Genomic DNA, 18,339 nt, shown 5'->3' with positions numbered 1-18,339 from the left:
AATATTATTTAACAACTAATTGGAATCTCTAGTACTCAAAATGGTTTATTCTCTTAGTCAATACTAACCGTTTCCAGCTAGCATCTTACGCTGTCAATTCAATATGTTTATGAACTTATTTCTCTTCTATTCTTAACTCGTTTCCTCGTTAAGCGGGTGCAAATATAAAACCCTTTTTTTTACCTCACAACTGTTTTGATACTTTTTTTTTGAAAAATTTTCGAAGCTTTAAATCTTCACTTTCTTCAACTATATCAACACTTTTATAAGAACCTCGCTACTCATAACACTCGCTATTTTTGCGGCTGCAAACATACAACCTTTTTTGATTCTAACAACATGTTTCTAAAGTTTTTTTGAAGTTTTTTTATTTGACTTGAAAATCAATTTCTTAAACCTCTGTATCATCACCTTTATAAGAACTTCCCTCAGCAGTCTCGCCGCTAACGGGCTGCAAATATACTCCCCTTTTCTCTTAACTAACAAACTTTTTATCACCTTTTTTTATTCTTTTTTAATCTATCCTAAATATCAATTAGTTACATGAAGAATATTTTAGATCGACAGATGGAAATTTAATGATGAACAACTTTAAATATATTATGTGTGTGTGTGTAAAACAAATACTGCTATATATTAAAGTAAAGAAACTAACTATCATTGCGCGTTAGGGATAATAGTGTATAGCCCACAGCGAGGTACAAGCGAGGACTTGAAACGGATAGCCCGACCCTAAGGGAAACGCCCTACTTTATAAATTAATGTGACCTCAACAAAACATACGATGTATTACTCCTATACATATGAGATTAATGAAACTCCGCTTTTATAGGATTTAACTATTTTTTTTACTGGATTTACCGGGTTAAGTCTAGATTAGTTAATATTTTTGAATGAAATTTAAACAAACACATTATGGATTTAGCAGAAATTGATTTTCAAAGCTTCGACTCTTCAAAGTTGATGGATTTTATTACCGAATACGGTCTCAAGGTTATTGGAGCGATTCTCATCTGGATTATTGGATCATGGATTATCAAAAGCATCCTGAAGGCAACTCGTAAAATCATGTCTAAAAGTAATTACGAGGAAAGTCTTCAAAAGTTTTTACTAAACTTATTCAGCTGGGGCTTAAAAATCCTTTTAATCATTACCCTTTTAGGAACCCTTGGTGTACCAACCACCTCATTTGCCGCCATTATTGCTGCTGCTGGTTTAGCTGTGGGTATGGCGTTACAAGGATCTTTAGGTAATTTTGCCGGCGGTGTTTTAATTATGATTTTTAAACCTTTTAAGATTGGCGACTTAATTGAAGCGCAAGGCGAAATAGGTGTTGTAAAACACATTGAAATTTTTACAACAAAATTAACCGGACTTTCTAATAAAGAAATTATTATTCCTAATGGTGCTTTATCTAACGGAAACATTATTAATTACACCACTGAAGGTACACGTCGTGTAGATTTAGTAATTGGTGTAAGTTACGATGCTGACATTAAACAAACCAAAGAGGTTTTAATGAATGTTTTAACATCTCATCCAAAAGTCATTGACACACCCGCACCAACCGTTAACGTTTTAGAATTAGCCGATAGCTCGGTAAACTTTGCTGTTAGACCTTGGTGTAATGCCGAAGATTACTGGACGGTATACTTTGAATGTGTAGAAAATATTAAATTAGCTCTTGATGCTGCTGGTATTGAAATTCCTTACCCACATCAAGTGGAAATTCACAAAAATGCTTAAGCCTTTGGCTTAGGCTTCATCACAACAAAGTCTTTTAAATAGTAAGGCTCAAAATAAGCGACATCTTCGGTGTCGCTTTTTTTATACTTAGCATCGCTAATCACACCCATTTCGTTTGCCGATGGTAATTTCTCTTCTAAAAATATCGCATTGGGATGCTGAATGAGCGTTTTTGTTTTCTCCACACCATTCCCTATAAAGTATACTTTCCCTTGATTTAAATATTCCGCGAAAGCGTTCTCATCTAAAATCTGAGCTTCGGTTTCACGCACTTCATTGTAATTCGCATCATAAATTGCCGAATATACTTCCATACGTCTGGCATCTAACATAGACACAATAACACCATCGGTAATTTTTGCCTGGCAAGCCAAGGCCTGTAAAGTAGGCACAGACACCAAAGGTTTATCTAAAGCAAAACACAAACCTTTAGCAGCAGACACGCCGATACGTAATCCGGTATAAGAACCAGGGCCTTTACTAATCGCAACGGCATCTAAATCTTTAGCTTTCACATCTGTTTCTTTTAAAACCGAATCGATAAATACATGTAAACTTTCGGCATGCGAATAGTTTTTACTGTTATCTTCTTTTAAAAAGATTGTTTCTCCGTCTCTTGACAAAGCCACCGAGCAGTTGGTGGTAGCCGTCTCTATGTTAAGTATTAATGCCAAAGCTAATTTGTTAATGATTTTCCCATGTAAAAGTCTAAAACTTTTGTCTTAAAAACAAAATCATACTTTGCATTTATTAATAAATTTTGCGCATTTAGGTATCGTACTCTGGTTTGCTCTAAATCGAAAGCTGTCATATTCCCTAATTTATAGCGTTCTTCAGCATTATCGAGGGCGAGTTTTTGAGATTCAATTGATTTTTTTGCAGATTCGTACGCTTTTAATGCTGCTTGCGCATCGGTAAATGCTCGTTGAATATTCCCTTCCAAATCTAATTTGGCCTGTTCTAAATCTAATTTGGAATTTAATTCTTGTATTTGCGATTTAGCTACTGCTGTTTTATTTTGGAACTGAGAGAAAATAGGTATGCTTACTCCTAACCTAAACGAATGTGATTTTTGATTATTAAGCTGATTAAAAAATGAATCTTCATTTTCGGTTAAATTGGAATAAAAAACATTAGACCCAAAACCATACCCAAAACTAACGCTTGGCCAATATCCTGCTTTATTAATTTCGGTTCCCAGCTCTGATACTTCAATATTTTTTTCAGCCAGTTTTATTTCATTTCTATTACCATAAGCATAGTCTAAAATAGCATCGACATCATTATAAAACAAAGCAAAATAAGCAGCATCGATATCAATCATTTCTACTTGAAACCCTTTATATGGAATTTGTAGTAATTGTGATAATGTTAATAATGATAAATTATAATTGTTCTCAGCGGTTATTAAACTTTGCTCGTCTGAAGCCAAAGTAGCCTCGGCATCAAATATATTTGCTCTAGGTTGAACACCTGCACTAACAAAACTCTTAACCTGTTCTAATTGCTTTTTAGAAAAAAGCGTTTGAGCTTTTGCTGCTTCTAAATTTTCTTTATTAAATAAAACATTTAAGTAAGCATTTGCTACATTAAGTGAAATATCGTCTTTTAATTGTTGTAACTGCAATTCACTAGCTTCTTGCGACAATAACGATTGTTTGTAAATGTTTGTATTACGAAAACCATTAAATATATTTTGCGAAACCTGTACCCCCATACTCGTTTGATGTGATGTACGATTAACAAACTGCCCCTGAAACAACTCTTGATTACCAAAACCCATAGATTGATTCGCACTTGCTCCTAAAGATGGTAGCATATTACCTTTTGCTGCTATCACATTTTGTTCGCTTGTTAGCACAGAGTTATTCGACTTTTGAACACTAATATTATGTTCTAAAGCATAATCGATACATTCCTGTAAGTTCCATGTTTTTTCCTGAGCAAAAACAGATGACACTCCCAGAATAAGAGTTAAAATTATATAGTTTTTCAAATTAAACATAATCGATTTCATTTTTTAGCGTCTTGGCCCTCTGTCTTCCTTATCATCTTCTGAAGCCTTATTCCACACTTTTACTTTGTCTCCTTCTTTTAATCCTTCAGTAATCTCAACATTAATACCATCTGAAATTCCTAATTCTACATCGACCTTCTTATACTTACCTTCTCCTTCTAACACTTCTACAAAAGGTTTTTCGGTAATTCTGTTATATTGCAACAAGGCTTCGCGAATAGCAAACACGCTGTCTTTACTTTCTATATCAATTTCGGCATTGGCACTATACCCTGCTCTTACATTCGTTCCTTCATCAATATTAACATTAGCCTTAATGGTAAATTGAACGGCACCATTCTCTTCAATACCTTTAGGGGCAATAAAAATTAATGTTGCAGGGAAATCTTTGTCTTTAATAGCTCCCAACACGACTTTAATCTCTTTTCCTTCTGAAATTTTCCCAACTTCGGCTTCATCAACCTTTCCTTCAAAAATCATATGGCTCATATCGGCAATGGTTGCAATGGTCGTTCCGTCATTGAAATTATTACTTTCAATCACCTGATCGCCTTCACGTACAGGAATCTCTAAAATGGTTCCAGCGATTTGCGCAATAATATTGGTGTTTGCTGAAGCGCCACCTGAGATTGATCCACGTTTTATAATCTGATAATCGTTTTGAGCCTGCCTTAACGTTTCTTTAGCCTGATTAAACGATAGCTCGCTGTTTTCAAAATCTTGTTGAGAAATCACACCTTTTTCAAAAAGCGATTTATTTCTGTTATACAGCGTCTCTGCATTATTGAATGATAACTGCGCTGTTTTAATTCGGCTATTCGCACTGACCAGACTTTGTTCGTTTGGTACCACACGAATTTTAGCAATCAGGTCTCCTTTTTTTACTTTATCACCTTCTTCAACAAGAATCTCATCGATAATTCCTGAAATCTGTGGTTTTAATTCAATTTCTTCTTCCGGATTTAGTTTACCTGTTGCTACGGCCTGTGTATTTATAGCAGTGTAAAAAGGTTCTTCAACCTTAAAATCTTCTATGGCTTTAGAATTGGCATCTTTAAAATATTTCAAGACCACCAACAGCAGGATTAAAACAACGATTCCAATTATGATTTTTACTGTTTTACTCATGTTCTTTTTTTGATTGTTTATTCTTCTCTTAATGCTTCTATGGGTTTTACACTGGTCGCCTTAAAGGCCGGAATAAGTCCGATTAAAGTTCCCAGAATAACTAATATGACTAATGCTATAAATACAACGGCGATAGATACTGATGCATTTACCAGAGCAGCATCGTCGCCCTGACCAAAGAAGTGGTCTAGCGCAATTAAAATCCATCCACCTGAAATGATGCCCAAAATACCGGCAACTAAGGTTATAAAAACGGCTTCAACAACGATTTGTCGTTTAATTTCAAAAGGTGTAGCACCTAAAGCTCGTCGTACACCTATTTCCTTTGTGCGCTCTCTAACGGCTATTAATAAAATATTTCCAATAGCAAAAACGCCCGCGATTAAAGTAGCAACACCAACAAACCAGGTTAAAAACTGCATTCCTATTAAAAACCCAGTTAATTTGGCAAACTCCTTCCCTAAATTAAAACTTCCGAAAGCACGATTATCATCTGGATGAATGGTATTTAAATTTTTAAGAAGAAGTTTAGAATCTACTTCTATTTGTTTGATATCGAAGCCCGGCTTCCCCGTAATCATTAACCACCCAATACGGTCTCCCTGATTGTAAATTTGCTGATACGTCGTAAACGGAATGTGCATATCCTGTGACGGCCCCATCCTAACGTTCGAAATTTCAAATACACCAATAACTTTAAAATTGATATCGTTGATTTCAATGTATTGCCCGATGGCATTTTCATCTTTCTCGAAGAGCTGTTTATAAACATCTTCCGATATGGCTACTACTTTTTTATTATCCTTAATATCATTTTCATTTAGAAAACGACCGTTTAAAAGATTTTTCTTTTGAAGTTTATCCAGCAACGGATAGTCGCCCACCATTTGAAAACTTCCGGTTTGAAAATTTCTGGTAGCGGATACCTGACGTTGATTTCTGGGCAACACAAACTCAATCCCTTCTACATTCTCTTCTATTTTCTTAGCATCGGTTAGCGATAACTGCACACCTCTGCCTTCCTGAAACCCCTGAAACGGTTTACTTGTTCTTTGTCCCCAAATGAAAACACTGTTGGTAGCGAAATCTCCGAATAATCTATTAAATGAATTTTCTAAACCTCTTGCCGAACCTAACAAGCCTATAAGCAATAATATACCCCACCAGACACCAACCATAGTCAACACCGAACGAAGCTTATTCTTTTTTAAGCTATCTAAAACCTCTTGCCAAGTATCTCTTTCAAATAAAAATCTAAACATATTAATCGTTTCTTAGGGCAACAATCGGTTTTATTTGTGATGCTTTTTTTGCAGGCACATAACCAGCAATGGCTCCGGCTATAATTAAAGTAACAGTTGCTCCAAACACCAAACTGTTACTCACCCCCGGATCTTTTATAAAGTAAACCTCCAAACTCGGTCCCGCCAATTCCAATACACCGACGCCAATTAACAAGCCAACATAACCCGCAATAGCAGTAATTAAAATGGACTCTATTAAAATAATGGATACTATATTTCGAGGAGAGGCTCCTAAGGCTTTACGTATTCCTATTTCTTTAGTGCGCTCTTTAACAATAAAAATCATAATATTACTGATGCCTACAACACCTGCCACTAAGGTTCCGAAGCCAATAACCAGAATAATAACCGTTAAACTAAAGGTCATCATATCTACATTTTTAGATCCCTCGGCCATGTTAAATATTCGGATGGCTCTCTGATCAGAGGGCGCAACTGAAAACCGTTTCTTTAATTCACGGGTTAAATCGTTACCAAATGACAAAGCTTGATCGTAATTCAATTTCGAATTATAGGATAAATTAATCTGATCGATATAATCGTTATTACCATAAACCTGCTGTGCTGTAGAGATTGGCATGTAAATCATACGCTCCTCATTATCGTCTCCATCGTCACTAAAGACACCAACTACTTTATATGGAATACCACTTAGGTTAATATATTTACCTAAAGCAGTTGTTTTTGAAAATAAATCTTCTTCTACTAAACGACCAATCACCACTACTTTTGATCGGTTTTGTAAATCGTTTTGATTGATGTAACGCCCTTCTTCAACAATCGTTTTTTCTAAAAACTGATGATCAGGATGTACCGCACGAACAGAATAACTGTTTTTTTCGTTACGGTAAGAAGCATTTACATTTCGGTATATACGCCCAGTAATGAATTCTACTTTTTCGGCAAATTCATCTTTTATATAATTGAAGTCTTCGTTTTTAAACTGAATTTTTCTTCCGGCCTGAAGCCCCTTACTTGCCTGTGTGGTGGTTCCTGAATTTATAAAAATCACATTGGTAGCGTCGTCTCCAAAAGCTTCTTTGAATGTATTTTTTAAACCATTGGCAATTCCGAAAAGAATAGCAAATAATAAAATAGCAAACGCTACGGTAAAACCAGAAAGTAAACTTCGGGTTCTGTTTTTATTAATACTTTGAAATATTTCTCGCCAAAGATCTAAATCAAACATACTGTTCCGCTCTTACTTGATTGACTTTAGTATCTTCCATAATAACTCCATCACGCAAACGAATGATACGTTTACACATATTGGCAATATCTTCTTCATGCGTTACCATTAAAATGGTTTTACCTTCATCATTTAAATGTTGAATAAAAGCCATAATCTCATGAGAGGTTTTCGTGTCTAAAGCTCCTGTTGGCTCATCGGCAAGCAGTAATTTTGGATTCGCAGCCAAAGCACGGGCAATTGCCACACGCTGTTTTTGTCCACCAGAAAGTTCCTTCGGTAAGTGATGTGACCATTCGGCTAAACCTACTTTTTCAAGATGAAACATCGCCAGTTCTAAACGCTCCTTGCGTTTCATGCCTTGATAATACAAAGGTAGCGCCACATTTTCTAAGGCCGTTTTATAATTGATCAGATTAAACGACTGAAAAATAAAACCTAAGAATTTGTTCCTATAAACAGCGGCTTTCTTTTCGGTAAGATCTTTAATAGTTAATCCATCCAGAATATATTCTCCAGAATCGGCTTCATCGAGCATTCCTATGATGTTAAGCAAGGTTGACTTTCCGGAACCCGAAGACCCCATAATAGCGACCATTTCGCCTTCTTCGACCGATAAATCGATACCTTTTAAAACATGTAAACTGGAATCTCCTATAGGATAGGATTTGTGCAACTGATGAATTTGTAACATTTTTGATAGGTTTGTTATTTGAAGCCTTCAGAAATTAGACTACCTTAACAAAGATATGTTACAAAATGAGAGAAAAAAGTTTTTATTATTTTTTTAACGTATTGAATTTCTTATAAATAAGGTAGCCAATTCCTCCAACAAGTATGTAAGGTAGCGCCATTAAATACACAATACCATCGTTTATGCCTTGCGCTGCAGACTGTCCTTCTTCACTTTCTAAAACAGCGCGACACATCGCACACTGGGCATTAGTTTCAACAAATGAAAACAACACCAGAAAAGTAAATGTTATTTTAAGCTTTATATAACTATGCATAATATGGAGCTATCATGATGTAAACAACCACACCGGTAATAGCAACATACAACCACAAAGGAAATGTGATTTTTGCTATCTTTTTATGTCGTTCAATACTATTGGTAATCCCCCGAACATAAGTAATCAACACAAAAGGTATTACGATTATTGACATTAAAATATGCGTAATCAACACAAAGTAATACATATATTTTAAAACACCTTCACCACCGTATTTAGTGGAATCACTTGTCATGTGATAAGCCACATACATCACTAAAAATAACAAGGATAATACGATGGCAAATTTCATTAACCTTTCGTGCAGCTTAATTTTCCCGTTTTGCACAGAAATAAACGCCAATACTAAAACTAAGGCTGTAATCGCATTAATCGTTGCATAAATTGGCGGTAAAAACACAGGAAGCGTCGCATCGATTTTGACCCCAAATAAAACAGCTACCACAACCGGAATAACAACCGATAAGGCAACAATTAACTTATTATACTTTTTATCGTCAATGATTTGTTCTGAATTATTCATCAAGTAACTTTTTAATATCTTCTTTTAATGCTGAAATTTCCTGTGGTGCTCCATCTTCGTCTATCTTCTCTTCTTCTGAAGCAATACCTCTGTAATATATAATTGGATTTCCATACTCGTCTTTTCGTGAACGAATAAATCCGTTTTTGTCTATTAATGCAAAATTACCCGAATGCTCGAAACCTCCAGCTGCACTTTCTTCTTCTGCTGAATATAAATTAAATCCTTCATTCGACAGTTCATAAATTTCATCGCGGTCACCAGTCATTAAATGCCAGTTCGGATTGCTTATGCCGTATTGTGCTGCATATTCTTTTAAGACTTCAACAGTATCATAAGCCGGGTTGATAGTAAAAGACGCCACTCCAAAATTTTCAAAATCTTTAAAAGTATTCTGAACCTGAACCAGGTTTTTACTCATCCTTGGGCAAATGGTCGGACACGTTGTAAAAAAGAACTCTACCACATACACCTTACCTACGTAATCTTCATTGGTTATGGTTTTGCCATTTTGATCGGTAAATGAAAATGAAGGCACTTTTTTAGGCGCACCATCCACTTCAATGAAAGCCAAATCTGATGATTTCCCTTTTTTTTCGCTTGCAAAATCACTACGGCTTTCATCACGAACCACATCGCCATTTTGAATGCGATCGATAATTTTTGGCACAAACAAAATACCAAACAGTAAAATGATAAATGCAATACCTATGTATGAATAATTATTCTTCTTCATGATTAGATTTTAAATCGTTGTCTCTTCGGCTTGACGAATCGAACTCGCCTTTACGTTTTTGTCGGTACTCAGTAAATAAGATACGTAAATCGTCGCTCATTTTATTTTTAATCTCAGCAACCTCGATACAGTTATACGCATTCAATCCATAAACCGGATTATTCTTTTCCTTCTCTCTATCTTCTCTATCGTCAAAACGACCACGTTGATATAAATCTTTATCGATGATAAAAATTTTATTGGTTGCCAATGTCGAACCTAAAGCTTCTTCGGTTTTTAAACTGGCATACACTTGCTGAATTTGTTCTGAATCACCATAAACAAAATGCCAAAACTTCAAATCTTCATAGGTAAAGACTTCTTCCTTTAATTTTTCAACAGATTGCTGAGTGCCCTTCGGGACCAATAAAACAATTTGAAACTTTTTAAAACCTTTAAATTTATCGTAAACCAGCTCTTTCAAGTTTGAAACTTCAACAGCATTATCCATTGGCTTTATTCCTAAAAAGCCTAATACGGTGATATGCTCTGCTAAGCGAATAGTTTCTCCGTCTTCCGAAGTAAATCCGTCGATATCCATCACCGATTTGTTAACAATATCCAGCGGCGTGTAGTTGTGCGTTGCAGGATACAAAAACAATAGAAAGGTTACTGGCAGAAAGAATAAAACTGCTAAAACGACGTATCTACTTATTTTCTTGTAATTCATTAAATACCTGTTGTGTATTGCGGTGCAAAAATAAAAAAAGGCGGTTTAATAACCGCCTTTATATTTCTATTTAACTAAATTATAATAGTTAAAAATCTGATTTTATATATCCTTTATCGTAAACGTTAAATACATATCCACCTTCTTGTAATAAGATGAATACTAAATAAAGTATTAAGAAAATGGTTGTCCAAACCACAGCACGTCTTAGGCCTTTAGTTTCATCACGCATGTGCATGAAATCCCAAGTAATATAATATGCTTTTACGATAGTTAAAATGATAAATATCCAGTTAAGTAATTTCATACCTAACACTTTTGCCATTAAGGCTTCTGGTTTGTAAATACCCAAAACAACTTCAACTGCAGTTACAAGAGATAAGAATACTAATACACCCCAGATTTTTTGTGTATTCGATTTAAACTTAACTAAACCTCTAAATATCTCTAATTTATGATCTTGTGCCATTTTAATGCTATTTTTAATATTAAACTAGGTAGAAGAATGTAAATACAAATACCCAAACTAAATCGACAAAGTGCCAGTATAATCCAACTTTCTCAACCATCTCGTAGCTTTTACGCTTTTCATAAGTTCCTAAAACGACATTAAAGAAAATAATGATATTTAAAACAACTCCTGAGAATACGTGGAATCCGTGGAATCCAGTAATAAAGAAGAAGAAATCCGCGAACAACGGCGAACCATATTCATTGTGTTGTAAATTAGCTCCTTCTACAACTAATTTTCCGTTAGCTTTTAATTGTTTTAACGATTCAGCTCTTGATAATACTGTTTTCTGACCATCTTCAGTTAATTCCTGAGTTCTGATTAACAGGTTATCGTTTGCTTCAAAACCATGTATAACGTCTTCTACAGTATAACTTGGTAAAGACCCTTCACCTACGAACCATAATCCGTTTTTACGCTCTTGCTGAACACGCTCATGCTCACCTGCAACAACGAAATCTCTTAGAGCCACACGGTGACCTTCAGCATCTACGAATTGTAAAATGTTACCACCTTTAGTTTCTACTGCTCCAAAATCTCCTTTAATAAATGTAGCCCACTCCCATGCTTGAGAACCTACGAAGATTAAACCACCAATAATGGTTAAGAACATGTATAAGGTAACTTTCGCTTTATTTAAATGGTGACCTGCATCTACAGCCAATACCATAGTTACAGACGACATAATAAGAACGAAGGTCATGAATGCCACATATATCATTGGCAACTCTTGTCCGTGTAAAAACGGCACGTGAGTAAACACCTCATCGGCTATTGGCCACGCATCGATAAATTTAAATCTTGAAAATCCATAGGCCGCTAAAAAACCTGAAAATGTTAAGGCATCAGAAACGATGAAAAACCACATCATCATCTTACCGTAACTTGCCTTAAGTGGCTCATTACCACCACCCCAAGTTTTCCCTTCTGTCTCAGTAGTTACAACTGTAGTACTCATATATGTTGGTTATTATTTTAAAATTTGGACAAAAATAAGTATTTTATTCATGTAATGAAACATCAAACTTAAATTTTAAAGGCTTAAATGCTGATGTTTCACGATGTTTAAAACGTATTTAATGAAATGAAGATTAATTTATCTTACGAAATACAAAAACAGAAACAGATATACCCACAGTATATCAACAAAATGCCAAAACGTTGCAGCTAACTCAAAGCCAAGCATATTGCTTGAAGAATACTTCTGTTTAAAATGATTATAAATTACAACCAGTAAACAAATTAACCCCGCCACAACGTGTAATATGTGCATTACCGCTATGACATAAACATAAGACATGGTTACATTACTGGTAGGACCTGTAAAATTATAACCTAATTCAATAATTTGCTGAAACCCTACAAACTGATTGTAGATAAACACGATTCCTAACACCAAAGCAACTACTAACCAAAGCATCGCACCGGTTCTGTTATCTTTCTTTAAAGCTTGTTTTGCTAAAAATATCGAAAGACTACTCGCTACAATAACCATGGTGCTAATTATAAAAGCATTTGGTAATTGAAAATCTTTTAACCAGTCTGGTCGTGAACTACTCACAATAAAAGCACTTGTCCACCCCGCAAACGACATCACTAACGAAATGATACCGAACCAAAGCATCATCTTTTTAGCTCTTCCTGTTTTTTCTTCTCTTGTACCCTGTGTTAAATCCATGGCTTATCTAATAAATTTATCTATTACGTACACAATTTGCATTAGCGATATATAAGATACGCTAACAATCATTAATTGACGCGCGGCCTTTTCAGACATTATTTTAAATAAACGGAAGGCGTAATACAGCATCCACAATCCTAACAAAAATACAACAACAGCCGAGACAATACTTAACTTTAATTCTCCTGTGAAACCAAAAACCGGAATAATAGACACTAAAATCGTCCAGATGGTATACATAATGGTTTGTACCGCTGTTCCTTTATCCTGTTTTCCTGTTGGCAACATGTAAAAACCTCCTTTTTTATAATCTTCATATAAAAACCATCCTATTGCCCAGAAATGCGGGAACTGCCAGAAAAACTGAAGTGCAAATAGGGTTCCCGGTTCAATTCCAAAATCATCAGTTGCAGCCACCCAGCCTAACATAAACGGAATCGCTCCAGGAATCGCTCCAACAAATACAGCCAATGGTGTTTTTGTTTTTAATGGTGTGTATACACAGGTGTATAAAAAGATAGATATCGCACCAAACATGGCTGTTTGCTTATTAATCGCGTACAGAATAATGATACCTAATAAAGTAAATATACAAGCGATGATAAACGCTGTGGTTACCGACATACGTCCTGATGGGATTGGTCTAGTTTTGGTGCGGTTCATTAAGGCATCTAAATCCTTTTCTATAATTTGGTTAAATGCGTTCGATGCCCCTACCATAAAATACCCACCTAAAGCAAGTAAGACCAACGTCTTATAGTTTACCGTATCAACTCCCAGTAAATACCCAGCCAGTGAGGAAAATACCACACTTAAAGCTAAACGCATTTTAGTAATTTCTTTGAAATCTGAAATAACCGAAGGGGCTGCTAATGAAGTTTTTGAGTTACTCAATGTTCTTTGTTCTTAATCGCTTTTCTTTTGCGAGTGCAAAGATACTTTTTAATACCAATTTGACCAATGCTTTTTACAGGTATTTAAAAAAGTTCATTGAGCATGAATTAGTTGAACAATAGATACGGCTTTAAGATACTGAAACAAGTTCAGTATGACATAATTAAAAATCGAAATACCAATTGAATAAATCCGTGCGAATACCGAAGTTAATCCAAACGGTATTTGACTTGAACGTCGTTGCAGTTTCTGCTTCAGGATTGAAGTCCCTAAAAGTAATATCGGTAAAAATTTTCAAGTTTGACGCCGGATTAATTAAATACCCCGCCTGAAGGTTTCCGTTAAACACCTTGGTTTTGTTCCCTTGCCCGACTTCAACTCCGGTATCGAACGGACGGTCGTCGTAATCGCGATACACATCACCTCCATAACTGTAAGTGTCGTTATCATTATTAAAGTCTAAACCGCGGACACCAAAAATCAGTTTTGCATTGGCAAACCATCGGTTATAATGATAACGTCCTATTAAAATGAATTCACTTAAATTAGCACCCCACAAATGTGCCATCGATTGGTTGTTATGCCCGTAATTGGTAGCAATGGTATTATGCGAATAAGTATAAGGGCGAATGCGATTATATTCCGCCTGAAGTAATAAATTATTGACGTTAAACGCATTGTAATATTTTGCTCCAAGTTGATATCCAAACTTATTAACCCAGCTGCGCTCACCACCTTTTATAGCACTAAGTTTGAATTCATCTAACACAAACTGACTATAAATATTAATATTATCGTTCACTTTATATTTCCCAGAAGCTCCTAAAATCGCATTTCCGGCATCCTGTCCCGTTTCAAACTCGATAGCCCTGTAAAAAATAATCGGGTTTAGGTAATTAATATCAAATCCGCGGTTATTACTATTGGTCCACATCACCGATTCAAAGAAACCCAGATTTAATCGTTTCGACACATTCCAGCTCAGGTAATGATTCGCCATATATTTGGTTAGAAAGGCACCATCTTCGGTTACTTCAGGACGCACATCACGCAACCACATCCAGGTGTTCGTGTATTTTATTTTCCAGAACTGAGTATTTAACTTTAAAAACGGGTGAGGACTCACTACATCACTTACCAACAACGAACGGTAACCATCTCCAATAAAATTTTTACCGTGTCCGAACTGAATATTTAAAAAATCTGCTGGCGCATACGACAAATAAGCTTCGGCAACAGGATAATCGTAAGAATCGGTTTTGAATCGCTTGGCAATACCACGTCCCGGAATAATGGCCGGATCTGGACCAAAGGCTTTTAAACTTTCTGCATATTCATTAACGTATTGTGCAAAGCGTCCCTGGCTCTCATAAACCGTCGTGAAAAAGTTAAATTTCTTACCTAAACCACCTTGTACGCGTAAGCCTCGCGTGTTGTTATATGTTGAACTGAAATCGGCTTCAGTATCTTTACCCACTTCAAGATCGAAAATCGGGTCGATGGTGAACCAATAGTCTTCACCTTGCAATTTTACCAAATGCTCATTCCATAATTTTCTACCAAACCAGGTCTCGCGATTTTGTTGCAACATGGTATTTTCAGCTTCAAAATCGTAATATTTTGCTACATCCTGATATATAAACGGTTTGGATGCCGTATGACTATTCGTTCCCACAACATTAATTTGCCTATCGAATTTAGCATAATCGGCATGCGTGAATGGAATATTTAACTGACTAGTATAAGCTTTATTTTCAAACGGTAATAATTTAGTAGTTACACTATCAAATTCGGTTTTAGCCTGTGTTTCCAGAGTCGTCACCGCATTCGTTTTTGAAGCCGAACTATGAGATACTGTTTGATCAATTAAAGGAATTTTCACTTTAATCGAATATTGTTTAAACGTCTTTCTGCCGTTATACGTTGCCGGTATCACTTTTGGAAATTGGGAAAACACTCGTTTAGTTTCTGTCTTCAGTTCCTCATACATCGCGTCGACGTAAATCACTTTAAAACTTCCGGTAGTATCGACTTCAAACAATACGATAATATCTCCTTTATACATATCATCTGTAACCTTTTGAGGCACTTTGAAAGTATTATAGATTTGATTGAACACGCTAACATCAAAGCATTTTTGCAATGCATCAACTGCTACGGAATCACAATTTGAAAACACTGGTGGCTTTTCGTAATACAACTCATTTTGCGCATACACACTATATTGAAGACAGACAAAAAGTAGAATAATGAATTGCTTCATGAATACCGATTTAAAGTTGAATTTGGCAGAAAGATACTATATTTTTAATAATGCATTCATTAAAAAAAGCCGATATCGCATAACGACACCGGCTTTTGGTTTTCATTTATTTTTTTAGCGTTTAATCCTGAACCTGAAAAATAATAGGCAGATCATAAATGACATCTACATTTCGATCGCGTTGTTTACCTGGTGTCATTTCAGGAATAAAATCAATAACGCGTTCTGCCTCTTTTTCTAAATCAGAATGAGGCCCTCGTACTTTTACATCATTTACTTTTCCGTTTTTATCAATAGTGAATCGCGTTCTAATAACTTGTTTACCAGACAATCCTAATTCGCTTCCCAGATTCGTATCGAATTTCTTTTGAATGAGCTTGGTTATCTTATCAGACATGCATTTTCGACGTCCTTCGTTATCTTTTTCATTTTCGCAACCCGGATAAATAGGTACTTGTTCTACCCTTATAAAATCAACAGGTGCATCATCAGTTGGCGCATCGACAACATTTACAGCACCGACGTCTAAATCTTCACTAGAAGACTTCTCCTCATCAGGAGTTGTAATCTTATCAGATTCCTTATCATCAGAATCATTATCTACTACTTTAGGATCCTTAAAATTTTCAGGTACTTCGGGTTCCTTTGGCTCTTTTGGAGCTTCAGGCATATCAGGTTTCTTATCCAAAACTTTAAAGTTTTCAATAGCTATTTCATCAGAAATATCAATAGCTGGAATATCTCCATAATCCTTTGGAAGTTCTGATTCAAATTTCATTTCTAAAAGTCCGTATACCGAAAGCAAACAAACTATTAAACCAATTTGAAAAAACAGGGTCGTGTTTTTTTGTAAATTAGCCTCATGCTTTTGTGATTTTTTCACGCTTTGCTCATTTTCCCGAATGAGATCGTGAGTTTTCTTTGAATGACTCATAATTATTAAAAGTTAAAATGTTAATATTATGATAAAGTCACAATAAGCATACCAAAAAAAGAAAACCCGTTACAAAACTGTAACGGGTTTTTAATATTATAAACGTTTAGTATTAAACGTAGTAACTTAGTCCTGTACTTGGAAAACGATTGGTAAAGAATATGGTACGGTTACAGGTTTCCCACGTTGCTTTCCTGGCTCCATTTTAGGAAGTAACCCAATTACACGCGTTGCTTCTTTTTCTAAACCTGGATGTGGTGCTCTGGCACGAATACCTACAATATTACCTGTTTTGTCAATTTTAAAGATTACGTTAATACGCTGTCTTCCTGATAAACCTAAATCACTAGCTAAATCGGTGTTAAACTTCTTATTAACAAATTGAGAGATCTTTTGAGACATGCAGTTTTTCTTATCGTTGTTTGTTTTCTCTTTTTCACAACCAGGGAAAACAGGCACATTCTCGATTACAGCAAAAGGAACCTCTATATCTTCTTCTACAGCATCCGCAACTTCAACCTCTGCTACTTCAACAATTTCAGTTTCTTGCGTTACCTCTGTAGATTCGATTACAGTTTCTTCAACCTCAACCTCATCTTCTACAACTTCAATAATTTCAGGAGCTGCTGGTGGTGGTGGTGGTGGTGGTGGTGTTGCCATTTGGTTAGTTAGAGGAATTTCTTCTTCAAACTCTTGATCCATATTCACCATACCAATTTCTATTTCTTTGTCATCGTAAGTTTTATAGTTGATTGCAAAGTTTGTTAAGAATAACATTAACGCTAAACCAACTAAAAAGTAAAGTGAACTGTTACGTCCAACATTTGCTTTAGGATTCTTTTTAGGTTCCATAATTTAAATTCGTTTTTTCAGGATTGCTAAAATAACTATTTATTTGTCAAAAAAGCAAGTCTTTATATTTTTTTAATCTGTGTTCTGTTGTATAACAACGCTATTCCTACAGCTAACAAAACCCCTACTGAATTTGCTATAACATCTTCATAATCAGGTTTTCTAGTCACTGTTACCATCCCTTGTAATACCTCAATAATTATACCAAAAATTATTGAAAATAATGCGGAATAAATTAAAGCTTTTACGCTGGACCACTTAAACTTGAGCAAAAAAGTACCGTACCATAATAATGCTAATACCAAATATGTAATACCGTGGAATATTTTATCGGCATTTGAAATTCCCACATCAGGAAGTTCTTTTAGCCGCATTAAGCATACAAATGTTAACGCTAAAGTATAAAGAACACTTATTAAAAACAGCTGTTTCTTAAGCACCAATAAGGGCTTTATAATCGTCAGCAGACATTAAACCTTCTACTTGAGAAAGATCTGAACATTTTACCTTAATCATCCAACCAGCACCGTAAGGATCGCTGTTTACCGTTTCAGGAGCATCTTCCAAAGCCTCGTTGAACTCGATAATTTCACCTGATAATGGTAAAAATAAATCTGATACCGTTTTAACAGCTTCTACCGTTCCAAAAATTTCTTCAGCTTCTAAAGTTTCATCAACAGTTTCTACTTCAACATAAACAATATCTCCTAACTCGCTTTGTGCGAAATCTGTAATACCAATTGTTGCTACATCACCGTCTATACTTACCCACTCGTGGTCTTTAGTATATTTTAATTCTGCTGGAATATTCATTTTTATTATTTAAAAGTTTTAGTTTC

20 protein-coding genes are annotated in these 18,339 nt (G+C 35.4%); 1 reads left to right on the top strand and 19 read right to left on the bottom strand.

Annotated elements, in window-relative coordinates; translation table 11 throughout:
* The first annotated feature begins 915 nt into the window (after nt 1-915).
* Nucleotides 916-1,746, top strand: a complete 831-nt coding sequence (locus ICJ84_RS14700) for a mechanosensitive ion channel family protein (protein ID WP_188217171.1) — start codon at nt 916-918, stop codon at nt 1,744-1,746.
* On the opposite strand, the gene tsaB is transcribed toward ICJ84_RS14700, so the two are convergent.
* The 19 genes from tsaB to gcvH form a co-directional block, all read right to left on the bottom strand.
* Nucleotides 1,743-2,420, bottom strand: coding sequence for a tRNA (adenosine(37)-N6)-threonylcarbamoyltransferase complex dimerization subunit type 1 TsaB (gene tsaB / locus ICJ84_RS14695; RefSeq protein ID WP_188217170.1), 678 nt, complete (start codon nt 2,418-2,420; stop codon nt 1,743-1,745). The genes ICJ84_RS14700 and tsaB overlap by 4 nt on opposite strands.
* Before the next feature lie 2 nt (nt 2,421-2,422).
* Nucleotides 2,423-3,751 (bottom strand): TolC family protein, encoded by a 1,329-nt coding sequence (locus tag ICJ84_RS14690; protein WP_206688707.1) that lies wholly within the window; start codon nt 3,749-3,751, stop codon nt 2,423-2,425.
* Between the two features lie 15 nt (nt 3,752-3,766).
* A complete protein-coding gene (locus ICJ84_RS14685) occupies nt 3,767-4,891 on the bottom strand; it encodes an efflux RND transporter periplasmic adaptor subunit (protein WP_188217168.1) in 1,125 nt (374 codons plus the stop codon).
* A gap of 17 nt (nt 4,892-4,908) precedes the next feature.
* A complete protein-coding gene (locus tag ICJ84_RS14680; protein ID WP_188217167.1) occupies nt 4,909-6,153 on the bottom strand; it encodes an ABC transporter permease in 1,245 nt (414 codons plus the stop codon).
* Between the two features lies 1 nt (nt 6,154).
* Nucleotides 6,155-7,384 (bottom strand): ABC transporter permease, encoded by a 1,230-nt coding sequence (locus tag ICJ84_RS14675; protein ID WP_188217166.1) that lies wholly within the window; start codon nt 7,382-7,384, stop codon nt 6,155-6,157.
* Nucleotides 7,377-8,078, bottom strand: coding sequence for an ABC transporter ATP-binding protein (locus tag ICJ84_RS14670; RefSeq protein ID WP_188217165.1), 702 nt, complete (start codon nt 8,076-8,078; stop codon nt 7,377-7,379). The genes ICJ84_RS14675 and ICJ84_RS14670 overlap by 8 nt, the downstream gene beginning before the upstream one ends.
* A gap of 85 nt (nt 8,079-8,163) precedes the next feature.
* Nucleotides 8,164-8,394 carry a hypothetical protein gene (locus ICJ84_RS14665; protein ID WP_188217164.1) on the bottom strand — a complete coding sequence of 77 codons (231 nt, stop codon included), beginning with the start codon at nt 8,392-8,394 and terminating at the stop codon, nt 8,164-8,166.
* On the bottom strand, nt 8,387-8,920 hold the full coding sequence (locus ICJ84_RS14660; RefSeq protein WP_188217163.1) for a DUF420 domain-containing protein: 534 nt from the start codon (nt 8,918-8,920) through the stop codon (nt 8,387-8,389). Before ICJ84_RS14660 ends, ICJ84_RS14665 begins: the two co-directional genes overlap by 8 nt.
* A complete protein-coding gene (locus ICJ84_RS14655; RefSeq protein ID WP_188217162.1) occupies nt 8,913-9,656 on the bottom strand; it encodes an SCO family protein in 744 nt (247 codons plus the stop codon). Before ICJ84_RS14655 ends, ICJ84_RS14660 begins: the two co-directional genes overlap by 8 nt.
* Nucleotides 9,643-10,365 carry a hypothetical protein gene (locus ICJ84_RS14650; RefSeq protein ID WP_188217161.1) on the bottom strand — a complete coding sequence of 241 codons (723 nt, stop codon included), beginning with the start codon at nt 10,363-10,365 and terminating at the stop codon, nt 9,643-9,645. The genes ICJ84_RS14655 and ICJ84_RS14650 overlap by 14 nt, the downstream gene beginning before the upstream one ends.
* A gap of 88 nt (nt 10,366-10,453) precedes the next feature.
* Nucleotides 10,454-10,834, bottom strand: a complete 381-nt coding sequence (locus ICJ84_RS14645; RefSeq protein ID WP_188217160.1) for a cytochrome C oxidase subunit IV family protein — start codon at nt 10,832-10,834, stop codon at nt 10,454-10,456.
* A gap of 19 nt (nt 10,835-10,853) precedes the next feature.
* Nucleotides 10,854-11,834: a cytochrome c oxidase subunit 3 gene (locus ICJ84_RS14640; RefSeq protein ID WP_188217159.1), complete on the bottom strand. Its 981-nt coding sequence runs from the start codon at nt 11,832-11,834 to the stop codon at nt 10,854-10,856.
* Nucleotides 11,835-11,972: 138 nt separating this feature from the next.
* A complete protein-coding gene (locus ICJ84_RS14635; protein ID WP_188217158.1) occupies nt 11,973-12,554 on the bottom strand; it encodes a cytochrome c oxidase subunit 3 in 582 nt (193 codons plus the stop codon).
* Nucleotides 12,555-12,557: 3 nt separating this feature from the next.
* Entirely contained in the window at nt 12,558-13,451 is an 894-nt protein-coding gene (gene cyoE / locus ICJ84_RS14630) for a heme o synthase (protein WP_188217157.1), read from the bottom strand.
* Nucleotides 13,452-13,614: 163 nt separating this feature from the next.
* Nucleotides 13,615-15,714 carry a gliding motility protein RemB gene (locus ICJ84_RS14625; protein WP_188217156.1) on the bottom strand — a complete coding sequence of 700 codons (2,100 nt, stop codon included), beginning with the start codon at nt 15,712-15,714 and terminating at the stop codon, nt 13,615-13,617.
* Between the two features lie 121 nt (nt 15,715-15,835).
* Nucleotides 15,836-16,648, bottom strand: coding sequence for an energy transducer TonB (locus tag ICJ84_RS14620; protein WP_188217155.1), 813 nt, complete (start codon nt 16,646-16,648; stop codon nt 15,836-15,838).
* A 126-nt stretch (nt 16,649-16,774) separates the two neighbouring features.
* Complete coding sequence (locus ICJ84_RS14615; protein WP_188217154.1) at nt 16,775-17,500, bottom strand: energy transducer TonB; 726 nt, start codon at nt 17,498-17,500, stop codon at nt 16,775-16,777.
* Nucleotides 17,501-17,562: 62 nt separating this feature from the next.
* Nucleotides 17,563-17,874: a VanZ family protein gene (locus tag ICJ84_RS14610; RefSeq protein ID WP_188217153.1), complete on the bottom strand. Its 312-nt coding sequence runs from the start codon at nt 17,872-17,874 to the stop codon at nt 17,563-17,565.
* A 58-nt stretch (nt 17,875-17,932) separates the two neighbouring features.
* Nucleotides 17,933-18,313, bottom strand: coding sequence for a glycine cleavage system protein GcvH (gene gcvH / locus ICJ84_RS14605; RefSeq protein WP_188217152.1), 381 nt, complete (start codon nt 18,311-18,313; stop codon nt 17,933-17,935).
* Between the last annotated feature and the right edge of the window lie 26 nt (nt 18,314-18,339).

Origin of the sequence: Aestuariibaculum suncheonense (assembly GCF_014596935.1) — a bacterium.
Taxonomy (GTDB): domain Bacteria; phylum Bacteroidota; class Bacteroidia; order Flavobacteriales; family Flavobacteriaceae; genus Aestuariibaculum; species Aestuariibaculum suncheonense.
Note: the sequence above shows the minus strand (reverse complement) of the source record. Positions and strands in the feature narration are given on the sequence as shown.